Origin of the sequence: Streptomyces sp. NPDC001980 (genome assembly GCF_040296885.1) — a bacterium.
Lineage (GTDB): Bacteria > Actinomycetota > Actinomycetes > Streptomycetales > Streptomycetaceae > Streptomyces.
Window position 1 is genome coordinate 205,605 of sequence record NZ_JBEOYD010000012.1, and the last position, 22,793, is coordinate 228,397.

A 22,793-nucleotide genomic window follows, 5' to 3' on the forward strand; every position below is an offset into this window, starting at 1 on the left:
AGTCTGTGACGGAAGTTCGGGAGCCGTTCCGCGCACGTCTGCGCGGGGGCGTCCTGGCGGCGGTCGCGCTGGGCGGCCTGCTGGGCGGGACGGCCCGTTACGCACTGGTGCTGGCCTTCCCCACCCCCGGGGCGGCGTTCCCGTGGACGACGTTCGCTGTCAATGTGTCCGGGTCGTTCCTGCTGGCACTGCTGCTCGTGTACGTGTTGGAGATCTGGCCGCCGACCCGGTACGTGCGGCCGTTCGCCGCCGTCGGCTTCCTCGGCGCCTTCACCACCTTCTCGACCTGGATGGTCGACACCGATCGCCTGCTGGGCCACGACCACTACACGGCCGCGGCATTGAACATCTTCGGGAGCCTCTTCGCCGGCCTGGCCGCCACCGTTCTGGGCCTGGCCGTCGGCAGGCTGACAGCGGCCCGGCGCAGTCGGCTCGACGCGCGGCGAGGGCGTGCCCGCCGGTACGGGCGGTGGGTACGGTGATCATCCTGCCGGCCGTCGGAGCGGCGGCCGCCGTCGGGGCGGTTGCGCGTTACGTACTCGACCAGTACGTGCAGTACCGGAGACCGGGCGCGTTCCCGCGCGGCACCTGGCTGATCAACGTGACCGGCTCGTTCGTGCTGGGGCTGCTGGTGGGCCTCGGCGCACGGCACGCACTGCCGGAGCAGGTCGTGACCATCGGCGGCGTCGGTTTCTGCGGCGGCTACACCACGTTCTCCACATTCAGTTACGAGTTGGTCCACCTGCGCGACAAAGGGCTGGTCGGCAAATCCCTGCTGTACGCCGTTTCGAGTATTGCGGTGGGGCTTGCGGCGGCAGCGTCGGCGTTCGCCATCGGGTCGCTGTGAGGTCGCCACGAAAAGGTCCGCACGAGAAGGTCCACGCCCGGTCGTCCGGTACTTGACACCGGGATTTGCGAGACGTCTCCTTGAAGGTAGGAAATGTGCTGTGGTGTGCGTCGGTCGGGTGCGCGAACGCGCACTCGGGTTTGCCGACGTCCACCGGCATCCGGAGGCTGCTGATGGCAACCTACGAATATCTGTGCAGCCGATGTGGGCCTTTCGATGTGAGGTTGGCGATCGGGACAGCACCCAGGACATACGGCTGTCCTGACTGTGCCGGCGCTGCGAGACGTGTGTACTCCTCGCCCGGCATCACGCTGACCTCGAAAGCGGTCGCCGCCCTCCATGTCCGGGAGGAGCAGGCGCGTGAGGCCCCGGCAGTGGTCTCCCAACTGCCGCCACGCAGAAGGGTGCAACCGCACCCCGCACTCTCGCGGCTGCCGCGTCCCTGAAGGCGGTGGTCGGCAAGGCAGAACGTCTCATGCGGGTTCGGCACCGGAACACGACGTCGTTCCCGTAGCGGTGTGCGGATTGCGGAATCACGCAACGCGGGCCGGGAGGGGCCGTCTCCTCGGCAGCTCATCGGCGGCTCCGGCGCCACGCGATTCCACTCCCCACGCGGACTGAGGAGGTGTGTCCCCGTGGGAAACGTGGGACTGCTCTTTGTCGGTGCGGTGCTCTTCATGAACGGACTGCTACTGCTCGGGAAGGTCGATACCCGGGCCGGTGCGGTGTTCAACCTTTTCATAGGCGCACTGCAGGTACTGACGCCGACTTACCTTATCTTCACCGCCAACGACGACCCCTTGAAGATCCTGGCGGCATCCGGCATCTACCTCTTCGGGTTCACCTACCTCTATGTAGGTGTCAGCCTGCTCGCCGATCTCGACAGCACCGGCGTCGGCTACTACTCGCTGTTCGTGGCAATTGCCGCCCTGGGATATTCGTTCGTCAATTTCCGGCTCTTGAAGGATTACCCCTTCGGAGTCATCTGGCTCTACTGGGCCTACCTGTGGTTCCTGTTCTTCCTGCTGCTCGGTCTCAAGAAGGACGACCTCAAGATCTATACCGGCTGGGTCACGGCGATCGAAGGCTGGGTCACCGGTGTGATTCCCGCCGGGCTGCTGCTTTCCGGCTACTGGAAGCACCCCACCGAGATCGCCATCGCACTGGCGGTCTTCGGCGTCGTGGTGTTCGCGGGGCTGTGGCCGCGCACCCACAGAACGCCCCGGCCGACCTCAGCCGCTCCGCGGGTCGGAGGTGCGGGCGCACCAACGTGACCGGATCAGAATCTAGGAGTTGTCATGCCTGAAATTCTCTTCAGCGTGGACCACAGCAAGTCGATGCGTGACCAGGCCGTGCCCGGCCACAACAGGTGGCACCCGGACATCCCCACCGTCGCCATGGTGAAGCCGGGCGCGGAGTTCCGCATGGAGTGCCGCGACTGGACCGACTGCCAGGTCGGCAACAACGACACCGCCAACGACGTACGCGACATCGACCTGACCATCCCTCACATGCTCAGCGGCCCGATAGGCGTGGAGGGTGCCGAACCCGGCGACCTGCTCGTCGTCGACATCCTCGACCTCGGCCCCGTGCCGCAGCAGACCGGGGACGCGGCGGGACAGGGCTGGGGCTACACCGGCATCTTCGCCAAGGCCAACGGCGGAGGCTTCCTGACCGACTACTTCCCGGACGCCTACAAAGCGGTATGGGACTTCCACGGACAGCAGGCCGTCTCCCGCCACCTTCCCGGGATCCGCTTCACCGGAATCACCCACCCCGGGCTGTTCGGAACCGCCCCGTCCACCGAGATGCTCGCCCGCTGGAACGCTCGCGAGCAGGCGCTGATCGACACCGACCCCAACCGGGTACCGCCCCTCGCCGTACCTCCCGACGGCACCAACGCACTCGCCGGTACGGCCACGGGCGACCTCGCCAAGCGCATCGGCGCGGAAGGCGCGCGCACGGTGCCGGCCCGCGAGAACGGAGGCAACCACGACATCAAGAACTTCACGCGCGGTTCGCGGGTCTTCTACCCCGTACACGTCAAGGACGCCAAGCTCTCCGGAGGCGACCTGCACTTCAGTCAGGGCGACGGAGAGATCACCTTCTGCGGCGCCATCGAGATGGGCGGATTCATCGACTTCCACGTCGACCTGATCAAGGGCGGCATGGAGACCTACGGCATTTCCACCAACCCCGTGTTCATTCCGGGCAACGTCGAGCCGAGGTACACGGAGTTCCTCACCTTCATCGGAATCTCCGTCGACCACGACACGGACACGAACTACTACCTCGACGCGACGCTGGCCTACCGCCGGGCCTGCCTCAACGCCGTCGAGTACTTCAAGAAGTTCGGCTACAGCGGAGAGCAGGCCTACCTGCTGCTCGGCTCCTCTCCCATAGAGGGACGTATCAGCGGCATCGTCGACATCCCCAACGCCTGCTGCTCGTTGTACGTGCCTACCGCCATGTTCGACTTCGAGGTCCGTCCCAGCGCCGTCGGACCGACGAAGGCCGACCGAGGCCAGTGCGCGGTGGCCACCGCCTGACCTGATCCCGGCTGCAGCCCCGCGGTCCCGGCCGCGACTCGGCCCGCATCAGCGCCGATCGCCGGATCCGAGACGTCGGGCCGCGGCGTCGGCGCACGGGTAGGGCTGTCCGCGGGCAGCCCTACCCGTGCGCTGCGGAGGATCAGTCGGGCAGCCGGTCCAGTTCTCGTGCCGTGGATCGACCTGGGCGCCGGCCTTCTTCAGCTTGTCGGCGGGCCGGGCCGGCCCCCCATGGGTGATCCGGGCCGCCCCATGGCGTCGACCAGCGTGTGGAGGAGGGCGGGTCGGGACTCGGCGCACCCGCTACCGGGCGTGCCACTCCCTGGCGCTCGCCGCGTAGACCGTGCGGCGGGCGCGGTTGAGGTTGCCGAGGGGGCGGAACTCCGCCGGGGCGTGCCAGGGGTTGAAGGCGAGGGTGTCGACGCGCTCGCGGGTGGCCCGGCCGTTCGGGTCGAGGGTGTTCTGGGCGGGAATCGTCAGGGTGGCCACGGCGAGCCAGGGCGAGTCGCTTTCCTTCCATTCGACCGCCCCGTCCTCGATCGGGGTCAGCCTCTCGCTGACGTACTTCTGGATGTGCAGGGCGAACCGGACCGACGCGTCGCTCAGCCGGGCGGCGAAGTCGGCCTGGAGGGCGTCGGCCGGGTCCGGCGGCGGGGTCGACGCCGGGACGGGACCGTCGAGTGGACTGAGTGGGCCGAGTGGAGTGAGGCGGAACCTGACGGGTCCGGTGGCGCCCCACAGGACGGCCCCGCGGCTCCAGTAGGACTCCAGGGCCAGGCCGGGCGAGGGACGGTTGGCCTGCCTGAGATTGCGGAGGACGCGTGCGGTCTCCGCAGGGCCGAGTCTCGCCAGCATGCGGGGCAGGACCAGGGGTTTGGGACCGGCGCCGATCCTGGCGATCTCCACGAACTGGGTGGCGTCGCGGGCGTGGGAGACCGGGTAGCTGGTCATGAGGAGGTCGTGTTCGCCGCCATCGGGGAGGGTCAGCTTCAGTGCCGCGCCGCGGAGGTCGGGGCTGCCGTCGGGCCGGACGGTGCCGCTGGCGTTGGACAGCCGGACGACGGCCGGCAGCCGGGCTCCGGCGGTGAAGTCTCCGGCCCAGAGGTCGGAGGGCAGATCGGTCTGGAAGGCGAGTTCGGCGTTGTCCACTCCGACGACGATCTTGGCGTGGAACGTGCGGCGGGAGACCTGCGAGCCGGATTTCCGCTTGTTCGTCCGCTGGACGGCGACGACGACGTCCGCCAGGTCACGGAAGTGGGCCTCTTCGGCCTCCGGTGAGCCGCCGTGATAGATCTCGCGCCAGCCGCCGGGCGTCGCGTCCGGTGCGTCCGGTGCGTTCGGTGCGTCCGGCGGGGAGTCGTGGGTGTCTGTCATGGTGCGTCTTCCTCCGTCGGCTGGGCGGCCGTTCAGACGATCCGGGCGTTGTGCGTGGCGGTGTCGATGACGTCGTCGAGGCGGCCGGCGAGGATCTGCCGTGCCGCGCTGAGTGTGAATCCGGCGGCTGTGCCGGCGGGGACGTGGGCGGGGACAGCGAGGGCGTAGGGGTCGACGAGGACGTCGACGACGACCGGGCCGCCGGTGTGGGCCAGCGCGGACGCGAGGCCGTCCGCCACGTCACCGGGATCTTCGATGCGGATGCCTTTGGCGCCCATGGCCTCGGCGACGGCGGCGAAGTCCGGGTTGGCGAAGTCGGTCCCGAACGGGACGAAGCCGGCTTCCTGTTGCTCGATCTTGACGAAGTCCAGGCCGCTGTTGTTCAGCACGATGTGGACGACGGGCAGTCGGCGCTGTACCTCCGTGAGCAGGTCGCCGAGTGCGAGCATGGTGAACCCGCCGTCGCCGCACAAGGCGATCGTCTGCCGTCCGGGGAAGGCCAGTTGTGCCCCGAACGCGCCGGGCGAGGCGGTGGCCATCGACGCCCACGAGAACGATCCGAACAGCCGCCGCTTCGGCCCGTACCTGATGTGCCGAGCCGCCCAGATGACGGGGGTGCCGGTGTCGGCGAAGAACAGCGCGTCGTCGGCGGCGAGGTCGCTGAGGACCGTGGCGAGGTACTCCGGCCTGATCGGCCTGATCCGCGGCCCCTTCTCCGCGTAGTGCCGCATCCTGCGGTGGAACCGCTCGGTCTCCTCCACACAGCGGGCGAGGAACCCGCCGTCGGACTTCGGCCCGACCAGTGGCAGCAGCGCGGCCACAGTGGCCCCTACATCGCCGGTGACGGCCAGGTCCACCGGTACGCGCCGGCCGAGCCGTTCCGGGTCGTGGTCCACCTGGATGATCCTGGTCCCGCCGTGCGGCAGGAAGCTGCTGAACGGGAAGTCGGTGCCGAGCATCAGCAGCACGTCCGCGTGCTGGAGCGCGTGATGGCAGCCGCCGTAGCCGAGGAGACCGGTCATCCCGACCGCGTTCGCGTTGTCGTGTTCGAGGAACTGCTTGCCCTTGAGGGAGTAGCCGACCGGTGCGCCCAGCTTTCCGGCCAGCGCCGTCACCTCCGCGTGCGCCCCGGCGCAGCCCTGGCCGCCGAAGACCGCCACCGTGCCCGCTTCGTTGATCAGCCCGGCCATGGCGGTGAGGTCCTCCGCTCCGGCCGGCGCGCGTACCGGTCGGGGCAGCCGGATCTCGTAGCGGTCCTTCGGCACGTGCGCCGCCGCGACGTCACCGGGCAGTGCGACGACGGCGGGGCCGCCCCGGGTCACCGCGGCCGTCACCGCGGAGGTCACGACGGTGCGGAGCTGGCCGGGATTGACCAGCCGGCCCACGTACACCGCCGCGGAGGCGAAGAACCGGTACGGGTTCAGCTCCTCGACGGTCTCGCTGTCCATCAGTCCGGTTTCGGTGTCGCCGGCCAGGACGATGACGGGCACCTTCTCCTTCAGGGCGTCCAGCATGCCGTTGATCAGGTGTGCCACTCCTGGGCCTGCCGTCCCGCACACGGCTACCGGATGCCCCGTCAGTTTCGCCTCCGCGACCGCGGCGAAGACGCCGAACTCCTCGTTGCGCACGTGCACGAAGTCAACCTGGCCATTGCGGCGCATCGCGTCGACCACCGGGTTCAGTGCGTCGCCGACGATGCCGTAGCAGCGCCGTACGCCCGCGCTGACCAGCATCTCCCACAGGCCGTCGGCCACCGTTTTCGACATGGCGGGTGTCTCCGTTCTCAGCCGGTGTCAGCCGTTCTCGTCAGGTTCGGGTTCGGGTTCGGACCCCGACCCGGATCGGGGTCCGGTCAGCGGGTTTCGCCGGGCGCGGCGTCGAGGACTCCGGCGCGCGGGCTCAGTGCCCAGTCGAGGGCGAAGTCGGCGACGGCCTCCCAGCCGGGCTCGCCGCAGGTGAAGTGGTCGCGGCCGTCGAAGACGGTGTGGGCGGTGACCGCCGTCGAGTGCTTCGCGTTCTTCTCGTAGTTCTGCCGCTGGACGGCCGGGGGCAGTATGTGGTCGCTGCCGCCGGAGACGAACAGCAGCGGCACCCGGTCACCGTCGGCGAAGTCGAAGGTCGTGGCCGCGTGCGGGGTGACGGCCGCGAGGCCGCCCTGGAAGAGGATGCGGGCCGGCGTCGGCACGGCGTAACGGTCGTAGGCCCGCCGGGAGGCGTCCTCGTCCAGGGTGTTGGTGAAGGCGTAGTGGAACTGCTCGGCCGTCAGGGGGACGGCCCGGTGTGCGTTCGCCGGGTCCTTCAGGACCGGCAGGACCGAGCGGAGCTCCGAGAGCGGCATCGCGTTCACGCCCTTGACCGCGGCGCCGTCGATCGACACTCCGGCCGCCCCGAGCCCGGCGCCCACCAGGAGCTGGGCGAACGTCCCGCCGAAGGAGTGCCCCATGATGATCGGCGGGGAGTCGAGTTTTCCGATGACGGCGGTGAGATGATCCAGCACCTCGCGCACCCCGACACCGGCGATCGCCGAGGCGTCGTCGCGGAGCGCCGCCACCCCGGCCTCCCCCGGCTCGATCCCGGGGTATCCGGGCGTGAGCACGGTGAAGCCCCGCTCCTCGTACCGGGCCGCCCAGTGCTCCCAGGCGAGCGGCGTCATCCACAGGCCGTGGATCAGGACGATCGTGTTCGGTGCAGAAGTCATGCCCGCATCCCTCCGTCGCTACGGCAGCCGTCAGGGCGGACGCCCGGCCGGTTCTGTCCTGCCGCCGTCAGCGTGGCACCGCTCGCACTGTGCACGGGGCCAAGGATTCGACCGGCTGTTGTGCACGGCAACAACCCCTGACGGCAGCGAAGTCGAAGATGCCGACCGCGAGCGGTGCCGGGGCGCGTCCTCGTCCGGCACCGGCCGACCGGAACCCCTCCCGAGGCCAGGCCCCGTCGTCGCACCCGGCGGCCCCCGCCGACTCTCACTCGGGCCGGGCCAGGGTGTCACCGCCTGTCGTGTCCCTCCAGACGACGGCCAGCCGGGCCAGTTCCCGGTGTGCGTGACGGTCGAGGTCGAGGCCGGTCAGCTTCTCGATCCGGTTGATGCGGTAGAGCAGGGTGTTGCGGTGGGCCGGGAGCGCTGCCGCAGCCGCGGTCCGGTTGAAGCCGTGCGCGGCCAGGCACCGCAGCGTCTGCGACAACGTCCCGGAGGGGTCCTCGGCGTCCAGCCGGCCGAGGACCCGCCGCACGATGTCCTCGGCCAGCCGGGGGGAGTTCGCGAGCATGAGCTCCGTCAGGAAGTCGTCCGGGCGGATCCGTCCCCGGCGTCCGGCCCGGCCCGCCAGGGTGACCAGGTCGTGCAGGTTGCCGACCGCTTCCGCAAGCCCGGCGGCGCCGGTGGCCGACTCGGCGGCGAGGATCAGCGCGCTGTCGGCGAGGAAGCCCGCCCAGTCGAAGCCCGGACCGGTCAGCCCGGCGACGCGATGCCCCTGTGTGCAGGCGAGTACGCCCGCGGACCGCAGACGCGCCGCCAGACCGGCGTGCGCGGCGGCCGAGCCGCCGTCGATCGCGGCGACGAACGGGCAGTGGGGGCCGGCGAGTTCGAAGCCCAGCCGCTCCGCCCGGTCGAGGTCCTCGATGGTCGTCGCCGACCGGGCGCAGATCCGGGCGAACAGCGTCGCCGCCCGGGAGTCGCCGTCGGCGGACGGCAGGTCCCGCTGGTCGGCGAACGCCCGCGTGACGATCGTCAAGGCGATGTCGAGGAACGCCCACGGCACCTCCAGGTGAGGCGGCGGCCAGGCACCGCCCTCGGGCGGGCCGGCCTCCGTCACGCTGCTCCGCACCGCCCGCGCCGCACCGCAGCAGGCACGGATCGCGTCCTCGGCGGCGAGGCCGCGCCGCGCCGCCTCGCGCGCCGCCTCGTACAGGTCCGACAGCACGTCCCCGCCGGGCTCCTGTCCGCTCAGCAGCCAGTTCCTGACCAGTTCCAGGCTGCGGCGGATGATGTACTCCATGGCTCCCGCCCGGGAGCCATGGCCAGGTATTCGTCCGGCCGGGGTGTCGCTCAGATCGCGGGCCAACTGCCGTGCCAGCGCCTCGCTGTCCAGGTCGTGGAGTACGCTGCGCAGCCGCCCGGCCGCCGCGGGCCCGACGCCGGCCCGGGGCGTGGCGTACATGGCTGTTACCTTCCAGATGCTCGGTGCGGACCGGTTCTCGCCGGTACACGGGGGAGGCAGCCCACGCATGGCAGGCGGGGGCAGCCGGCGCATGGGCAGCCGGTGGCGGCCGGCGCACAGGGATGGCCGGTGCGGCCGGTGCGTGGGGGTGGCCGACGACGACCGGTGGACGGGGGTGGCCGCTGCCGTGGTCACCGTCGGCCCCGGTGCTGTCGGCACGCGTCGGGCACGGGCCGTCGGCGCGAGACCGCTACAGCATGTCCGGCGGCGGGAGCAGGAAGTTCCATGCGCTCAGCACCCCGCTGACGAACGCCACGAGCGAGGCGGGCAGCAGCAGGTAGAGCCCGGCGGGCCTGCCGGACGCCAGGACGGCTCCACCGGCCACGAACAGCAGCATGACGACGATGCTGGTGTCACGGCGGTCGAAGAGGCCGGTCAGTCGCTTGTCGGCGGTGACCGGAGCGCGCCTGCGTCGCCCGATGGCCAGCAGGCTCAGGCCCCCGGCCAGCCCGGCGGTCATGAGCTCGGCGCCCAGGGCCCGGTCGGCCTGGCGGGGCACCAGCAGAATCGTCGCCATGACCAGCGGCGCAAGGAACAGCACGAGGGTCTGCGCCGCGATCGCGCGCAGCACCGGGTGTCTGGCGATCCGGTTGGCGTTGAGGGACACCGCGACGAACAACAGCCCGGTGAGGGCACCGCTGGCGCCTCCGGTCATCACGGCGAAGCTTTCCCAGTCAACGGGACCGGCCATGTCCTCGCACTCCCCGCGTAGGCAACTGGAACAGGTCTTTCCGGACAGCTTCCGCGACGCTCGGGCACTGCCCCGGCGGCCACTTCCCGCGGGGGCCGCGCCGGGACCGCGGCCGGTGTCCGGCGCGTGACGGACACCGGCACAGGATCCCCTCCGCATGCGCGTTCTGTCCGCTCCATTCAACGCGCTCCCGCCCTGTGCGAGGGCACGAAGACCCGGCTGGGTTTTGGGAGTTCGCCCAACGGGAGCGCCGATAGCTTCGCGGCATGAACAAAAGCCCCGTCGCCCGCCTGGGCGGTTCCTGGACCTGGCATCTGCTCTACGGGCTGGTCTCGATCGTCATCGGCGTCATATCCGTGGCGTGGCCCGGTCCGACCCTCGTCGTACTCGCGGTGGTCCTCGGTGCTCAGCTGATCGCCACCGGGGTCTTCCGGCTGGTGGGATCGGCGAGCCTGGGGGAGACCGGTACCGCCCGCACCCTCACCGCGGTCCTCGGCGTGGTGAGCCTGCTGCTCGGGCTGTACGCGATCCGGCACGTTCTGATCACGGTGCTCGCGCTGGGGCTGCTGTTCGGCGTCTACTGGATCGTGGACGGTTTCACCGCCGTGTTCGCGGCGGTCGACCATCCCGGCCTGCCCGGACGAGCGTGGAACGTCTTCATCGGGCTGCTCGGTGTCCTGGCCGGCCTGACGCTGCTGGTCTGGCCGGGGCTGTCGCTGCTGACGCTGTCCTTCCTGGCCGGGCTGTGGCTGATCATGCTCGGCGCCATGCAGCTCGGCCTGGCACGCCGGATCCGGGGCATCGCCCGACCGGCCTGACTCCGTCCTCCGCGGGGTCAGTCCTCCGCGCGGCCTCCGACTTCGGTCGCGGTCCTGAACCGGTCGCGCCACGGCAGGTTCTGCGACCCGGAACCCGCACTGATCAGCGGCCGGCTCACTTCGACCGGTCGGCCTTCCCGGACGGGTCCCCCGTGGAGAGACGGGACCTAGTCGAAGGCGTCCGGCCGCCCCGAGGCCGACTGCAGGGCCGGGGCGACGGTCTCCCAGGTGACGGCGAGCAGCACGAGGGTGCGGTCCCGCTGGTCCTTGAGTGACAGACCGGTCAGCTTCTCGATCCGGCCCATCCGGTACAGCAGCGTGTTGCGGTGCACGGGCAGCGCGGCCGCTGCCGCAGTGCTGTCGAAGCCGTGGACGGCGAGGCACCGCAGAGTATCCGCCAGATCCACGGCTTCGGCCCGCTCCAGCGGACCGAAGACCCGCCGGACGATCCGGTCGGAGGCTTCCGGGGAGTCGGCCAGCAGCAGTTCGGGCAGGTAGTCGTCGGCGCGTACCCGGCCCCGGCGTCCGGACCGGTCCGCGATCGCGAGCAACGCGCGCAGGCCGTCGACCGCCGCGCCGAGCCGGTCGCGGGCGAGTGGCGGGTCCTGGGCCAGGATCAGCCGCGGGTCGTCGAGAAACGCCCCCCAGCCGAACCCGGGCGGTGTCAGCCCGGTCACCCGGACCCCCTCGGTGAACGCGAGCGCCCCTGCCGTGCGCAGCCGCGACGCGAGATCGGCGTGCGAGGCGACCGTGGCCCCGGCCAGCCGGGCGGCGAACGGACGGTACGGTTCCGTCAGATCGAACCCGAGCCGGGCGGCCCGGTCCCGGTCCTCGATCGTGACCGGCAGCCGCGCGCACAACCGGTCGAACAAGGCTCGGGCGCGCCGGTCTCCGGCCGTGGACGGCGCGTCCTGCTGGTCGGCGTAGGCCTGCGCGAACACGTCCACCACCAGGTCGAGGTAGTCCTCCAGACAGCCCCAGACCGTGTCCCACTCCGCGACGAGCACCGCCCGGTCCTCGTCACCCGCCAGGTCGAGCAGTGCCTCCCAGAACATCCGCGCACCACGGCGGTAGACCAGGATGCTGTCCTCGATCGGCTGGCCGGCGGCAGCTCGGGCGCGCAGGAACTCGTGCAGTTCGGAACGGAGGTAACTGTCCGGCGGGATCCCGTTGACCATCCAGCGCAGTACGAGGTCGACGTTCCAGCGCACCACGGCCGTCCGGTCCACCGGCCACTCGAACCCGGTGTAGGCCGGCAACCGGCCGAACCCGGCCTCCATCCGGCGCACCACGACGCCGACGTCGAAGCGCTCCAGAACACGCCGCAGTTCACCGCTGCCTGCCGCACCCGCACCGGACGGGGGAAGCGCATTCACGGACCCGATCCTTCCACATCCGTGTGCCCGTCCGGTCCCTCGATACCTGAGCACTCCGGGACCCGTCGAGCCCCTGACGCCCTCGAACGGCTCCCCCACCAGTTCGTGGTTCACGATGCCATCGACTCCCCTGCCGACGACCTGGCCGCGAAGCACTTGCCGGGGAAGGGCCCGCCGGCACGGACTCAGCACACATGAGGCCGGGAAGCGCCGTGAACACGTGAGAACTACGGAGGAGTGTTTCCCCAGGGAGGCGTTCTGTTCGGCCTCGGACTCCTCGTCCGGGGCCGTTTGCGTGAGCGGACGGGGCGCCATCAATGCTCCAGCGGGCCCAAAGGGCCCGGCGCCCTCGATGTCAATCACTCTTTCGGGTCGGCGATCCGGTAGCCGACCGTGGGCGTCGTGGCGATCACCGGCGGGCTGCCGAGCTTGCGCCGGAGCCTGCCGATGGTCACTGCGACGGTGTTCGTGAACGGGTCGGCGTTCTCGTCCCACACCTGTTCCAACAGCGTCTCCGCGCTGAGAGGGGCCGGGCTGGCCCGCAGGAGGGCCGCCAGGACCTCGAACTCCTTGACCGAGAGGTCGAGGTGGTGTCCGTCGCGAGTGGCCGTGCGGTGCACGGGGTCGAGTTCGATGCCCGCGGCTCGGAGTATGCGGGCGCGGGCGTACGGGCGGCGACGGGTCAGGGCCCGCAGACGGAGTACGAGTTCGGGGAAGTGGAAAGGTTTGACCAGGTAGTCGTCGGCGCCCAGGCTCAGGCCGCCGACACGGTCGGCCGGCGCGTCTGCGGCGGTCAGCATCAGCACCATGGGCCGGTCGTCCCGGTCGGTGACCATCTGGCAGAGCGTGTCGCCATGGATGCCTGGCAGGTCCCGGTCCAGGATGACCGCCTCGTACGCGTTGGTGTCCAGCTTGGCCGCGGCCTCCAGGCCGTCGTAGGCGACATCCACTGCCATGCCCTGGTCCCGCAGGCCCTCGACCAGGACGTCGGCGAGCGACTTGGCGTCTTCCACCACGAGCACCCTCATGCCACGGCCTCCGCCTCGGACGCTCGGAAGAGGGTGACCGTGGCCTTGAGGCCGCCCTCGGCACGGGCCTGCAGGACGAGGGTGCCACCGTGTGCGTCGGCGACCGCCGCGACGATGGCCAGGCCGAGGCCCGACCCCGCGCCGATGCCACCGCCGGTCCGCTCGGCGCCGAGCCGACGGAACGGCCGTGCCAGTTGCGCGACTTGATCCTTTGTCAGCACCGGACCTCCGTTCTCCACGACCAGCCGCGCGTCCGTGCCCCCGGCGCTGGTGGCGACGCGGATCCAGCCGCCGGGCTGGTTGTGCCCGATCGCGTTGTCGATGAGGTTGTCCACCATCCTGCGCAACAGAGTCCGGCTGCCGCACACCCACGCGCCGGAACCGCTGCCGGCGCGGTCGGCTTCCACCACGAGGTGCTTCGCGGAGGCCGTGGCGGCACGCTCGGCCAGGGCATCTGCAGCGAGCCCGTCCAGGGAGACCATCTCGGTGTCCAGGAGGGGCACTCCGTGCTGCGCGCGGGCCAGCGTGAGGAAGCCGTCCAGCAGCCGGTCGAGTTGATCCAGCTCGGTCCTGACGCGGCGCCCGAGGGTGCGCGTCTGCTCCTGGACGGGGCCCGGTTTGGCCAGCGCGACGTCCACCGAGGCCCGCATGGTGGCCAAGGGGGTGCGCAGTTCGTGCGAGGCGTCGGCAACGAACCGCCGCTGCGCGGCGAACGCCTGCTCAAGGCGCTCCAGCAGCGCGTCGATCGTTTCGCCGAGGTCCCTGAGTTCGTCGTGCGGACCCGGGACGGCGAGTCGTTCGTGCAGGCTGTCGGCGGAGATGCGACGAGTCGCCACGGTCATCGCGCGAAGCGGCCGCAGTACGCGTCCGGCGGCGTACCAGCCCGTCGCGACCGACAGCAGCCCCATCACCACCAACCCCGCCGCCGAACCGAGCAGCAGTTGGTCCACCTGCCGGCTGTGGGCCTGGGCAAGCTGATGCTCCAGACTGCCGATCCTCGCCTGAGCAGCGGACGAGAGCGTGCCGGGCTGGTTGCTCGGCGCCGGGGCCGCCCGGTAGGTACCGCCCGCCACCAGACCGACCACCGCCAGCATCGTGACGGCCGAGGCCAGGAACAGTCCGGCGTACAAGGTGGTGAAACGCCAGCGGACGCTGCGGCGGTGCACCGACCGTCCGGGAATCCCCAGTTCCGCTGCCATCGGTCCCCCTTGTCTCTCACTGCCCGCTCAGGCTAGGCGAACCGGCCTAACAGCGGCATGACAGCGACCGTTCCGCCCGCGTTACGGCACCGGGCGCAGCGTGGTGGGCCGCCAGGACAAGACGAGCGAGGGGCGGAGCAGCGAGGATGACGGATGATCCCGGCATTGAGGTTGAGGGCCTGCGCAAACACTTCGGGGCGACGCAGGCGCTCGACGGCATGACCTTCACCGTCCGGCCGGGGCGAGTGACCGGATTCGCGGGCCCGAACGGCGCCGGCAAGTCCACCACCATGCGGGTGGTGCTGGGCCTGGACGCTCCCGACCAGGGGCGCGCGCGAGTCGGCGGACGGCCGTACCGGACTCTGGACAGCCCGCTGCGCCACCTGGGCTCGCTGCTGGACGCAGGCGCCCTGCAACCCAGCCGGACCGCCCGCAACCACCTGCTGTGGCTGGCCCACTCGCAGGGCCTCCCAGCCGGCCGGACGGACCAGGTACTCGAACAGGTCGGGCTCGCCGAGGCGGCGCGGCGCCGGGCGGGCGGCTTCTCGCTGGGCATGCGGCAGCGGCTCGGCATCGCCGCGGCGCTCCTCGGCGACCCGCCCGCGCTCATGCTGGACGAGCCCTTCAACGGCCTGGACCCCGAAGGGATCCTGTGGATCCGCAGCCTGCTGACCTCGCTGGCGGCACAGGGACGAACGGTGCTGGTGTCCAGCCATCTGATGAGCGAGCTGCAGGATGTCGCGGATCACCTCATCGTCGTAGGGCGCGGCCGTGTGGTCGCCGACACGGGCGTGTCGGAGCTGCTCGCGACACTCTCCGCGGGCCGCGTCACGCTGCGCACCTCCGCACCTGTCGCGGCGACGGAGGCACTGGCCCGCGCCGGCGCGACCGTCCACACCGAGGGGGCGGACACACTCGGCGTCAGCGGGCTGACAGGCGAGGCCATCGTGACCGTGCTGAACGCGGACGGGGTGCCGTTCGCGGAACTGGCCACGCACCGCGCCACTCTGGAGGAGGCGTACCTCGAACTCACCCGGGACGCCGTGCAGTACCGCGGCGCCGGCGTCGGGGAGACCGCTCGATGAGGGGGCTTCGAGTCCTGCGTGCGGAGTGGACCAAGTTCCGCACCGTACGGGGCTGGGTCCTCGGCACACTCGGCGCGGCTCTGGCGTCCGTGCTGCTCCTGCTGGCCGGGACGGCGTCGACAAACCAGTCGGCAAACCAGTCGTCGAACCAGCACCGGCAGGACGCCGCCGCATTGCCGGTCGGCCCCGGCGGCGAGGCGGTCAACGACAGCTTCTACTTCGTGCACCAGGCCCTGACCGGCAACGGCAGCATCACCGTCCCCGTGACCGCGCTGACCGGCGTACTGGCCCAGGAACCGGGGCGGACCTCGCCCGGCATCACTCCGTGGGCCAAGACCGGAATCCTCGTCAAGCAGAGCCTCGGCCAAGGCTCGCAGTACGCCGCGATGATGGTCACCGGAGCGCACGGCGTGCGGATGCAGGACGACTTCACCCACGACCGGGCCGGCCTGCCCGGCCGCCCCTCCGCGGCTTCGCCGCGCCTGCTGCGCCTGGTCCGCGCCGGGTCGACCGTCACCGGCTACGACTCGACGGACGGCGTGCACTGGGCCGAGGTCGGCAGCGCACGCCTGACGGGTCTGCCCGCCACTGTGCAGGTGGGCCTCTTCACCGCCTCCCCCGCGGCCGTGCAGACGAGCGGCTCGCAAGGGGGTAGCAGTCCTGCCGTGGCCACCGGAACCTTCGGCCGTGTGGCACTCGGTGGTTCCTGGGCCCGCGGCGACCGGCAGGACGGCTGGCGGGGCGGCTGGCGGGGCGTGCAGGTGGGCGGAGACGCCGGCACGTCCGGCAGCTACGCGGAGAACACCTCGGGCGGCTACACACCGACCGGCAGCGGCTTCTCCGTCACCGGTGCCGGAGACATCGCCCCTGTGGTCGGCGGCCCCTCGCTCGGCCCCGCCTACACCATCGAGAACTTCCTCGTCGGCACGTTCGCCGGGCTGATCGTCCTGACGGTCGTGGCTGTCCAGTTCGTCACCGCCGAGTACCGCCGCGGACTGATCGGCAGCACCCTCGCCGCGACCCCTCGGCGCGGGCGGCTGCTGGCCGCCAAAGCCGCCGTGGTCATGGCGGTCGCGTTCACGGTCGGCGTGGTCACCGCCGCCGTCAGCATCCCGCTCGGACGGCACCGCGCGCACGCCACCCACTTCGTGGTGTTCACCGTGCCACACGCCGTGGAACTGCGCGCGGTGCTCGGCACCGGGCTCCTGCTGGCCGCCACCGCCGCCCTCGCGCTGGCGCTCGGCGCGGTACTGCGGCGCAGCGCGACAGCGATCACCGCGGTCATGGTGACAACGGTGCTTCCCTATCTGCTCGCGGTCAGCGGCGTGCTGCCGGCCTCTTCGGCGCAGTGGCTGCTTCGGCTCACCCCGGCGGCGGGCTTCGCCGTCCAGCAGACACTTCCGCACTACGCCCACGTACTGAGCGTCTACACCCCATCCGCCGGCTACTTTCCCCTCTCGCCCTGGGGTGGCTACGCCGTCCTCGCCGGCTGGACCGTCCTCGCTCTGACGGCCGCGACCCTGCTGCTGCGCCGGAGGGACGTATGAGTGCCACCGGCCTGCGCCAAACGGTCCACGCCGAATGGACCAAACTGCGAACCGACACGGGTCACGCGTGGCTGCTGCTGGGCCTCGTCGCCGTCACGGCGTCCGTGAGCGCGGCAGTGGCGGCGACCGCCCGGTGCCCCGCGGGTGGCTGCGGCCAGGACCCGGTCAGGATCAGTTTGACGGGCGTGACGCTGGGTCAGACGATCGCCGCGATCATGGCCGTACTGGTCATCGGACACGAGTACGGCACCGGCCTGATCCACACCACGCTCGCGGCGGTACCTCGGCGCACCACCGTTCTGGCCGCCAAGGCCACCGTCGTGAGCGGGACGGTCTTCGCCGCGGGAACCGTCGCAGTCCTGGCGTCCGTGCTCGCCGGACGCAGCCTGCTGCTGGGCAACGGCTTCACGCCCGCCCACGGCTACGCCGCCCTCTCCCTCACGGACGGGCCGACCCTGCGGGCAGTCGCAGGCTCGGTGATCTACCTGGTCCTGGTCGCGCTGCTCGCCCTCGGCATCGCCACAGCGGTTCGGGACGCGGCGGTGGCGATGGGCGTCGTGCTGGGGCTGCTGTACCTCTTCCCCCTCCTCAGCCACGTGGTCACCGACCCCGACCTCCGGCGGCACCTCGCGCAGATCGGGCCGATGCCCGCGGGACTGACCGTCCAGACCACGACGGACCTGCGCCATCTCCCCATCGGCCCGTGGGCGGGCCTCGGCGTACTGGCCCTGTGGGCGGCAGGCGCGCTCCTCATCGGCGGCACGGTGCTGCGACTCCGCGATGCCTGAAGGGCTGTCGGCCCCGGAACTCCCAGGTCAGGGAGGGTTCGGGGCCTTTTTCTTGGGCCGCTGCCCCCACTCTCACTACATCTTCTTTACGGGTTGATGCACCCTCACCACGAGTGCCGACCTACGGAGCATCGCCTAAACAATCAGAGGGGAACCGCAGGTCACTTCAGACGCGAACAACGCTCGCACGCCGTGAAGCAAGGCCGCTGCGCACCCGGCCTTCGACGCCTCATCCTCCCTGAGCTGTGACGTCGGTGATCTCCACGGACACGTTCGTGCCCGCAGAAGCAGTGCTGATCATGGACGGCGTGTAGTTCAGGCTCGTCCGGTCCGGCAGCTCGGCTGTCGCGATGACCGGGCCGGACTCGTCACCATGGATCTCATAAGTGATCTCGTACACGGCGTCCGGGGCGATGGCCTCGCTGTCCCCCAGGTAAGTGAGCTCCGGCTCGACCGTCACATTGCACCCGGCCGTCCCGAAACACTGCCGCTTCGTGGTTTTCAGCTCGATGGTGAAGCTGTCGGCGGTCACCTCGTCGTACGACGGCGTGGGGGACGGTGTCTCCGTGGCGGCCGCCTCCGTGGCGCTGCCCGTCGGCTCGGCGGCCACGGCCGGCTTACTGCCGTAGCCGGAATGCACGACGGCCATTCCGGTGCCGACGACCGCCGCGATGACGGCGGCGGCTGAAGCCGTGATGATCAGGTTGGTGCGGGACTTCTTCACCGGTGGTGTCGGGCTGTACGACGGCATCGGCGGTGGGCCGGCGTCGGTCATGGTTCCCCCAGGGGTGGTTGTTCGGTTCGAGGACGGACGGCCGGGAATCCGCCGTCGCTCTTACTGCCAGCCCCCGATGAAGTCGCTGCTGAGCTGGGCGTCGCAGATGTTGTAGCCGCCCGACGCATGCCCGGACTTCGTTTGCCCGTCCACGGTCACGCTGCAGTTGATGTCCCCCGAACCCTGCAGCTGGGCGTTGAGTGTGTAGTACATCGCCCCCTTCTTGAGGGGCAGGGTGGCCTCGAACCTGCCGTCCTTGAACACCCCCTTGCGGGTGTCGCTGTCGGAGCCGTAGTTGATGTCGAGACCGCCGAGCGCTCCGGCCGGGGCGGTCCCCCAGACTTTGAAGACGACGGTCTTCGGGGCACCCGCCTTCTTGCTGTCGCCCTTGGCACCGGCAGCCGTCTTGTTGCCGGTCGTGGTGGTGGACGTGGGCTTCGAGGCGATGCTGCTGGCGTCGTTCGAGCCGCTGCCGCCGACGGCCGCGGCGGCAATGCCGAGGACGACGGCCACGCCGACGAGGCCGAGACAGCCGAGACCGATGACCTTCCCTGCGCCGGGTCCCTTTTTCGGCGGCTGCGGCTGGAACGGCGGCTGCCCGTACGGCTGCTGGCCTTGGGGGGCCTGGCCGTAGGGCTGCTGCGGGCCGGCCCATCCGGGATGCTGCGGCTGCTGGTTACTCATGGGTCCCCCTGAGGTGTCTGCTGTCGAAAGCAAGATGTGTGACATGTGAAGATGGCGTTCGGTTGCCGCTTACCTGCGGGATTCACCCAGTCGTGGTAAACCGGCCAGGCGTGCACGGGCGAGGGGGTGGCCGGTGAGCCGGGCGTCGAGTCGCGCCCGGTTGATGGCGCCGCCGGTGAGGCGGTGCTGCAGGCGGGTCTTGACGATGCTGCGGTAGCGGGATCCGCCCAGGCCGAACGCGTGGACTGCTTGGGAGACGGTGCCCTCGACGCGGGCGCGGTGTCCGTAGCGGCGGCGCCAGTTGTCGGTGTGCTTGATCCGCTTTGGCGGACACTTGAGATCAGGGCTTCTGCCTCGAAGAGCTGTCCATCGTGGAGAGCCTGGGGAAGGAGGCGCCTCGGGCTTACCGTTCGTCCTCGCCGGAGCGCAAGGCCGAGATCGTCGAGCTGTGCCAGCGCGGTGACCGCTCGAGTTCAGGAGTCTGGACAGCACTGTGGGGGTGAACTGGTCCTGGCATGCGGGCCCCCAGGCTGTCGCGGGAGAGGTTTCTGGGTGTCAGTGGATGTGGGGGCCGCTTGGCTGGAGTTCCCTGTCGCGCGCCACCTCTCGTTGTCGCCAGGCACCGGGTGGTTCGCCGTGATGGCGGCGGAAGGCGGCGGCGAATGCGTAGGGCGAGCTGTAGCCGACGCTCCGGGCGATGCCTGCCATGCCGAGTTCGCCGGTGCGCAGGTGGTCGCGGGCGAGGGCCATGCGCCAGTCCGTCAGGTACTGCATGGGGGTCTGGCCGAGCGCCTCGTGGAAGGTGCGTGCGAAGGCGGCCCGGGACAGGCCGCTGATCGCTGCGAGTTCGGGGACGGACCAGGGGTGGCCTGCGTCCTCGTGCATGGCCTGGAGCGCGGCGCTCAGACGGGGGTCGGCCAAGGCGCGGTACCAGCGGGGTGCGTTCGGGCTGCGGCGGAAGTCGCTGCGGATGGCGAGTACCAGGAGGACGTCGAGGAGCCGGTCGAGCACGGTGGGCTGGCCCGGTTCGGGGTTGGCGAGCTCGTGGGAGAGCAGGGCGATCACGTCCCTCAGCGGATCGCCGACGGCTGCTTGCAGGGTCAGGACCTGCGGCAGGGCTTTGAGCAGCCCGTTGCCGATGTCCCCGGAGAACCGGTATGCGCCGCAGAGGAACACGGTCGCCCCGGGGCTGTCCGACTCCCCGTCGGTAGCGTGCCGGGCCCGGAAATCCTCCGGTTCGAGGCAGTCGGTGCCGGGCTCGTGGCCGATGTAGTGGTCGGTGCCGCCGCGTACGAGGGTCACCTCGCCGGGCACGAGTTCCACCGCGCGCCCCGGGGCGTCGGCGTCGAACCACAGCCATCCCCGGCCCCGGACGACGGTGTGCACGGACAGCTGGATCGTGCCGGCCAGCCGCAGACCCCACGGGGGCTCGGCGACCGTACGGGCGAACACCGCGCCGCCGGCGCGAGCCCGCGCGAGGTGATCACGCAGTAGGTCCATACGACCAGTATCAGCAGGGCGATCGCCGTGGGCAATGATCAGAGCGTTTGACGTAAAAGAGCGAGCGATTCGCGCATTGATCCGCTCCTGTGGCCTCTCTCACGATGGATCCATGACGGAATCACTGCAGACCACGCTCGTTCTCGGCGGCACCGGCCGCACCGGCTCGCTCCTGGCGAAAAGACTCATCGAGCGCGGACGGAACGTCCGCACCGCGGCCCGTCACGGCACGGACGTGTCGTTCGACTGGGACAACCCGGCCACCCACGCCGACGCCCTGCGCGGCATCGACAACCTCTACCTCGTCACGCCCACCATGCGGGTCACATATGCCGACCAGGTCGCGGCCTTCCTCGACCTCGCCGAAGCCGCCGGCGTTCGCCACGTCACCTACCTGAGCACCTACGGCGCCGAAGACGTACCGCCGCAGATCGATCTCAAGGCCGTCGAAGCCGACCTGGCCGCCCGTTCGACCCTCACCCACTCGGTCGTGCGGCCCGCCTGGGTGATGCAGAACTTCACCGACGACCACCTGCCCGTCATCAACGGGGCGATCACGGTCCCCACCGGAAGCGGCACGGAAGCCTTCGTGGACGCGGCCGACATCGCCGCCGTCGCGGCCGAGACGCTACTCGCCCCCGAAGCCCACGCCGGGGCCTGCTACGCGCCCACCGGCCCGCAGGCACTCACGGTCGGTGAGGTCGCCGGCATCATCACCGCCGTGACCGGACAGCCCGTCACGCACCAGGACCTCGACCCCGAGGCATGGATCGGCGGCGCCGTCGCCGCCGGAATCGTGCCCGCCGACTACGCGGTGATGCTCCGGTGGCTGACCGGCACCATCATCACCGGCCACGGCTCCACGCCCAACGACGACATCGAGAAGGTCACCGGCCAGAAGGCGACCACCTTCCGCGAGTTCGCGCAGCGCAACGCCCGCGCCTGGACCGCAACGGCGGCCGCGTGACCATGTCCGGCGAGAGCCCTATCGAGAACCTTGAGGATTTCGCGGCCCTGGACCCGTTCTTCCGGATCATCCAGGAGGGCCTGGCGGGTCTGGTCGACGGGGAGCACTTCTTCGACATCCTGGCCGAGGACGTCGTGACCGAGTACGTGGTCTCCGTCCCCGGCTACCCGCGCCGAGTCGAGGGACGGCGCGCGGTCGCCGACCTGTACCGCAACTACGGCGACGCGATGGTCCTGGCCGACGCGGACGAGCTGGCAGTCCACCACGACACCGACAAGTCCGTGGTCGTCCTGGAGTACGCCGTCCACGGGCGCGCCGTCCGCACCCAACGCGCCTACGACAACCACTTCGTCTCCGTGATCACCATCAAGGACCGCCAGGTGACGCACTGGCGCGACTACCTCGACCCCATCGCCGTCTTCCAAGCCCTCGGCTGGCCGGCAGAGCCACACTGACGGGGCGAACCACGGCCTGCCGAAGTGGCCAAGCGCACCGCCGCCCTCGGCCCGGCATGGGCCTGGCGAGGACGGCGGCCGCAGGTCGGCACTGCTGTCCCTTCTCGTGAACATCGAACAGCGCCCTCCGCGGACGCCTCCGGAATCGCTGAACAGGCGCTGTCGAAACCCGTGAATCTGCCACCTCTGCCCGTCCTGGTGCGGGCGGCCGCCTGCCGCGAGGTTGCGGGGGCTGGGGCCGGAGTCGTGGGTGCGGTAGCTGCTGTGATCGCCTTGTCGGGCCACAGGGGATTCGGCGCCGCGGAGTTCAGCGCAGAGCCCGACGCTCGTCCACACGGCGCGTCGGCACGCCCAGAAACACATCGGGTGTCGCAGAGCCGTAAACGATGTTGAACGTCTCCAGTCGATAGGACCAGGCCCCGCCACAACTGCCGACGAACCGATAGTTGATCTGCCATTGCAGCCATTGGCCGGGAGCAAGACGAACCGCAGGCGGGCGCCGATTGCGTCGTGGCATGGCAAACAGGCTCACCTCCGGCGGGTCCACGCGCAGCAGCCCGTCGGCCTCGCGAAGGATGGTCCCGGGTGCCGACAGATCCCGCACCTGCATGCGGGGCTCGAAGGAATCGGACTCCTGCATGGCAACCTCGTGAAGGGCGGCACTCAGGCCCGGAGGCAGCGAGAAGGCCGTTGGTGCGGCGTTTCTGCGGGCCGCTCCAGGGCCGCCGCGCGACTTCTTCGTCCACGATGTGCGTACCCGCTGAACGACAGCATCCATGAGACCAATCATCAGGCGGGACACCGCACTACGGCCACAGAGTTACGTGCCGTGCCAGAACCGTGCCAGATGCAGCAAGACCCCCGCCTCTGCATCACCCAAGCTTCCCAAGCTC

23 protein-coding genes and 1 pseudogene are annotated in these 22,793 nt (G+C 70.5%); 11 read left to right on the forward strand and 13 right to left on the reverse strand.

Features of this window, described 5'->3' with window-relative positions:
* Positions 1–5 precede the first annotated feature (5 nt).
* The 5 genes from ABT137_RS20755 (at position 6) to fmdA (ending at position 3,396) form a co-directional block, all read left to right on the forward strand.
* A complete protein-coding gene (locus tag ABT137_RS20755; RefSeq protein WP_351710863.1) occupies positions 6–482 on the forward strand; it encodes a fluoride efflux transporter FluC in 477 nt (158 codons plus the stop codon).
* Complete coding sequence (crcB, locus tag ABT137_RS20760) at positions 479–847, forward strand: fluoride efflux transporter CrcB (RefSeq protein WP_351710865.1); 369 nt, start codon at positions 479–481, stop codon at positions 845–847. Before ABT137_RS20755 ends, crcB begins: the two co-directional genes overlap by 4 nt.
* A gap of 173 nt (positions 848–1,020) precedes the next feature.
* Positions 1,021–1,293, forward strand: a complete 273-nt coding sequence (locus tag ABT137_RS20765; protein ID WP_351710867.1) for an FmdB family zinc ribbon protein — start codon at positions 1,021–1,023, stop codon at positions 1,291–1,293.
* A gap of 189 nt (positions 1,294–1,482) precedes the next feature.
* Positions 1,483–2,121, forward strand: a complete 639-nt coding sequence (locus tag ABT137_RS20770; protein ID WP_502984554.1) for an AmiS/UreI family transporter — start codon at positions 1,483–1,485, stop codon at positions 2,119–2,121.
* A gap of 24 nt (positions 2,122–2,145) precedes the next feature.
* Positions 2,146–3,396 (forward strand): formamidase, encoded by a 1,251-nt coding sequence (gene fmdA / locus ABT137_RS20780; protein ID WP_351710869.1) that lies wholly within the window; start codon positions 2,146–2,148, stop codon positions 3,394–3,396.
* A gap of 303 nt (positions 3,397–3,699) precedes the next feature.
* Here the strand turns inward: fmdA and ABT137_RS20785 are convergent, their stop codons facing one another.
* From ABT137_RS20785 to ABT137_RS20805, 5 genes are all read right to left on the reverse strand, one after another.
* On the reverse strand, positions 3,700–4,770 hold the full coding sequence (locus tag ABT137_RS20785; RefSeq protein WP_351710871.1) for a catalase family protein: 1,071 nt from the start codon (positions 4,768–4,770) through the stop codon (positions 3,700–3,702).
* Between the two features lie 32 nt (positions 4,771–4,802).
* Positions 4,803–6,536: a thiamine pyrophosphate-dependent enzyme gene (locus ABT137_RS20790; RefSeq protein ID WP_351710873.1), complete on the reverse strand. Its 1,734-nt coding sequence runs from the start codon at positions 6,534–6,536 to the stop codon at positions 4,803–4,805.
* An 86-nt stretch (positions 6,537–6,622) separates the two neighbouring features.
* Positions 6,623–7,468: an alpha/beta hydrolase gene (locus ABT137_RS20795; protein WP_351710875.1), complete on the reverse strand. Its 846-nt coding sequence runs from the start codon at positions 7,466–7,468 to the stop codon at positions 6,623–6,625.
* A gap of 265 nt (positions 7,469–7,733) precedes the next feature.
* On the reverse strand, positions 7,734–8,927 hold the full coding sequence (locus ABT137_RS20800; RefSeq protein WP_351710877.1) for a PucR family transcriptional regulator: 1,194 nt from the start codon (positions 8,925–8,927) through the stop codon (positions 7,734–7,736).
* Positions 8,928–9,177: 250 nt separating this feature from the next.
* Positions 9,178–9,678, reverse strand: coding sequence for a hypothetical protein (locus tag ABT137_RS20805; RefSeq protein WP_351710879.1), 501 nt, complete (start codon positions 9,676–9,678; stop codon positions 9,178–9,180).
* A gap of 266 nt (positions 9,679–9,944) precedes the next feature.
* On the opposite strand from ABT137_RS20805, the gene ABT137_RS20810 reads away from it, so the two are divergent.
* The gene (locus tag ABT137_RS20810) at positions 9,945–10,496 is read left to right on the forward strand and encodes an HdeD family acid-resistance protein (RefSeq protein WP_351710881.1); all 552 of its coding nucleotides are present in this window, start codon (positions 9,945–9,947) and stop codon (positions 10,494–10,496) included.
* A gap of 167 nt (positions 10,497–10,663) precedes the next feature.
* Here ABT137_RS20810 and ABT137_RS20815 read toward each other — a convergent pair whose 3' ends face one another.
* The 3 genes from ABT137_RS20815 to ABT137_RS20825 form a co-directional block, all read right to left on the reverse strand.
* Entirely contained in the window at positions 10,664–11,872 is a 1,209-nt protein-coding gene (locus ABT137_RS20815) for a PucR family transcriptional regulator (protein WP_351710883.1), read from the reverse strand.
* A gap of 359 nt (positions 11,873–12,231) precedes the next feature.
* Positions 12,232–12,900 (reverse strand): response regulator transcription factor, encoded by a 669-nt coding sequence (locus ABT137_RS20820; RefSeq protein ID WP_351710885.1) that lies wholly within the window; start codon positions 12,898–12,900, stop codon positions 12,232–12,234.
* Entirely contained in the window at positions 12,897–14,099 is a 1,203-nt protein-coding gene (locus ABT137_RS20825) for a sensor histidine kinase (protein WP_351710887.1), read from the reverse strand. The genes ABT137_RS20820 and ABT137_RS20825 overlap by 4 nt, the downstream gene beginning before the upstream one ends.
* A 146-nt stretch (positions 14,100–14,245) precedes the next feature.
* Here ABT137_RS20825 and ABT137_RS20830 point away from each other — a divergent pair, with 146 nt between their 5' ends.
* From ABT137_RS20830 to ABT137_RS20840, 3 genes are read left to right on the forward strand one after another with little or no spacing between them, the layout of a single operon-like run.
* Positions 14,246–15,184 carry an ABC transporter ATP-binding protein gene (locus ABT137_RS20830; RefSeq protein ID WP_351710889.1) on the forward strand — a complete coding sequence of 313 codons (939 nt, stop codon included), beginning with the start codon at positions 14,246–14,248 and terminating at the stop codon, positions 15,182–15,184.
* Positions 15,181–16,731, forward strand: a complete 1,551-nt coding sequence (locus tag ABT137_RS20835; RefSeq protein WP_351710891.1) for an ABC transporter permease subunit — start codon at positions 15,181–15,183, stop codon at positions 16,729–16,731. Before ABT137_RS20830 ends, ABT137_RS20835 begins: the two co-directional genes overlap by 4 nt.
* Positions 16,728–17,519: an ABC transporter permease gene (locus ABT137_RS20840; RefSeq protein WP_351710893.1), complete on the forward strand. Its 792-nt coding sequence runs from the start codon at positions 16,728–16,730 to the stop codon at positions 17,517–17,519. The genes ABT137_RS20835 and ABT137_RS20840 overlap by 4 nt, the downstream gene beginning before the upstream one ends.
* A 229-nt stretch (positions 17,520–17,748) precedes the next feature.
* Here the strand turns inward: ABT137_RS20840 and ABT137_RS20845 are convergent, their stop codons facing one another.
* The 4 genes and pseudogenes from ABT137_RS20845 to ABT137_RS20860 form a co-directional block, all read right to left on the reverse strand.
* Positions 17,749–18,294, reverse strand: coding sequence for a hypothetical protein (locus ABT137_RS20845; RefSeq protein ID WP_351710895.1), 546 nt, complete (start codon positions 18,292–18,294; stop codon positions 17,749–17,751).
* A gap of 60 nt (positions 18,295–18,354) precedes the next feature.
* Positions 18,355–18,978 (reverse strand): hypothetical protein, encoded by a 624-nt coding sequence (locus tag ABT137_RS20850; protein ID WP_351710897.1) that lies wholly within the window; start codon positions 18,976–18,978, stop codon positions 18,355–18,357.
* Positions 18,979–19,086: 108 nt separating this feature from the next.
* A pseudogene (locus ABT137_RS51050) lies at positions 19,087–19,293 on the reverse strand (transposase); the annotation flags it as partial.
* Between the two features lie 240 nt (positions 19,294–19,533).
* Positions 19,534–20,478: an AraC family transcriptional regulator gene (locus ABT137_RS20860; protein ID WP_351710901.1), complete on the reverse strand. Its 945-nt coding sequence runs from the start codon at positions 20,476–20,478 to the stop codon at positions 19,534–19,536.
* A 112-nt stretch (positions 20,479–20,590) separates the two neighbouring features.
* Here ABT137_RS20860 and ABT137_RS20865 point away from each other — a divergent pair, with 112 nt between their 5' ends.
* Together ABT137_RS20865 and ABT137_RS20870 are read left to right on the forward strand one after the other, a co-directional pair.
* Positions 20,591–21,445, forward strand: coding sequence for an NmrA family NAD(P)-binding protein (locus ABT137_RS20865; RefSeq protein ID WP_351710903.1), 855 nt, complete (start codon positions 20,591–20,593; stop codon positions 21,443–21,445).
* A 2-nt stretch (positions 21,446–21,447) separates the two neighbouring features.
* On the forward strand, positions 21,448–21,900 hold the full coding sequence (locus tag ABT137_RS20870; protein WP_351710968.1) for a nuclear transport factor 2 family protein: 453 nt from the start codon (positions 21,448–21,450) through the stop codon (positions 21,898–21,900).
* Between the two features lie 307 nt (positions 21,901–22,207).
* On the opposite strand, the gene ABT137_RS20875 is transcribed toward ABT137_RS20870, so the two are convergent.
* Positions 22,208–22,678: a hypothetical protein gene (locus ABT137_RS20875; protein ID WP_351710905.1), complete on the reverse strand. Its 471-nt coding sequence runs from the start codon at positions 22,676–22,678 to the stop codon at positions 22,208–22,210.
* Positions 22,679–22,793 lie beyond the last annotated feature (115 nt).

Bases quoted from the DNA above. Each gene is read 5' to 3' on its own strand.
- ABT137_RS20765 (WP_351710867.1), top strand. From the start codon at position 1,021: ATGGCAACCTACGAATATCTGTGCAGCCGATGTGGGCCTTTCGATGTG.
- fmdA (WP_351710869.1), top strand. From the start codon at position 2,146: ATGCCTGAAATTCTCTTCAGCGTGGACCACAGCAAGTCGATGCGTGAC.
- ABT137_RS20785 (WP_351710871.1), bottom strand. From the start codon at position 4,770: ATGACAGACACCCACGACTCCCCGCCGGACGCACCGAACGCACCGGAC.
- ABT137_RS20790 (WP_351710873.1), bottom strand. From the start codon at position 6,536: ATGTCGAAAACGGTGGCCGACGGCCTGTGGGAGATGCTGGTCAGCGCG.
- ABT137_RS20795 (WP_351710875.1), bottom strand. From the start codon at position 7,468: ATGACTTCTGCACCGAACACGATCGTCCTGATCCACGGCCTGTGGATG.
- ABT137_RS20800 (WP_351710877.1), bottom strand. From the start codon at position 8,927: ATGTACGCCACGCCCCGGGCCGGCGTCGGGCCCGCGGCGGCCGGGCGG.
- ABT137_RS20805 (WP_351710879.1), bottom strand. From the start codon at position 9,678: ATGGCCGGTCCCGTTGACTGGGAAAGCTTCGCCGTGATGACCGGAGGC.
- ABT137_RS20810 (WP_351710881.1), top strand. From the start codon at position 9,945: ATGAACAAAAGCCCCGTCGCCCGCCTGGGCGGTTCCTGGACCTGGCAT.
- ABT137_RS20820 (WP_351710885.1), bottom strand. From the start codon at position 12,900: ATGAGGGTGCTCGTGGTGGAAGACGCCAAGTCGCTCGCCGACGTCCTG.
- ABT137_RS20825 (WP_351710887.1), bottom strand. From the start codon at position 14,099: ATGGCAGCGGAACTGGGGATTCCCGGACGGTCGGTGCACCGCCGCAGC.
- ABT137_RS20830 (WP_351710889.1), top strand. From the start codon at position 14,246: ATGACGGATGATCCCGGCATTGAGGTTGAGGGCCTGCGCAAACACTTC.
- ABT137_RS20835 (WP_351710891.1), top strand. From the start codon at position 15,181: ATGAGGGGGCTTCGAGTCCTGCGTGCGGAGTGGACCAAGTTCCGCACC.
- ABT137_RS20840 (WP_351710893.1), top strand. From the start codon at position 16,728: ATGAGTGCCACCGGCCTGCGCCAAACGGTCCACGCCGAATGGACCAAA.
- ABT137_RS20845 (WP_351710895.1), bottom strand. From the start codon at position 18,294: ATGACCGACGCCGGCCCACCGCCGATGCCGTCGTACAGCCCGACACCA.
- ABT137_RS20850 (WP_351710897.1), bottom strand. From the start codon at position 18,978: ATGAGTAACCAGCAGCCGCAGCATCCCGGATGGGCCGGCCCGCAGCAG.
- ABT137_RS20860 (WP_351710901.1), bottom strand. From the start codon at position 20,478: ATGGACCTACTGCGTGATCACCTCGCGCGGGCTCGCGCCGGCGGCGCG.
- ABT137_RS20865 (WP_351710903.1), top strand. From the start codon at position 20,591: ATGACGGAATCACTGCAGACCACGCTCGTTCTCGGCGGCACCGGCCGC.
- ABT137_RS20870 (WP_351710968.1), top strand. From the start codon at position 21,448: ATGTCCGGCGAGAGCCCTATCGAGAACCTTGAGGATTTCGCGGCCCTG.
- ABT137_RS20875 (WP_351710905.1), bottom strand. From the start codon at position 22,678: ATGGATGCTGTCGTTCAGCGGGTACGCACATCGTGGACGAAGAAGTCG.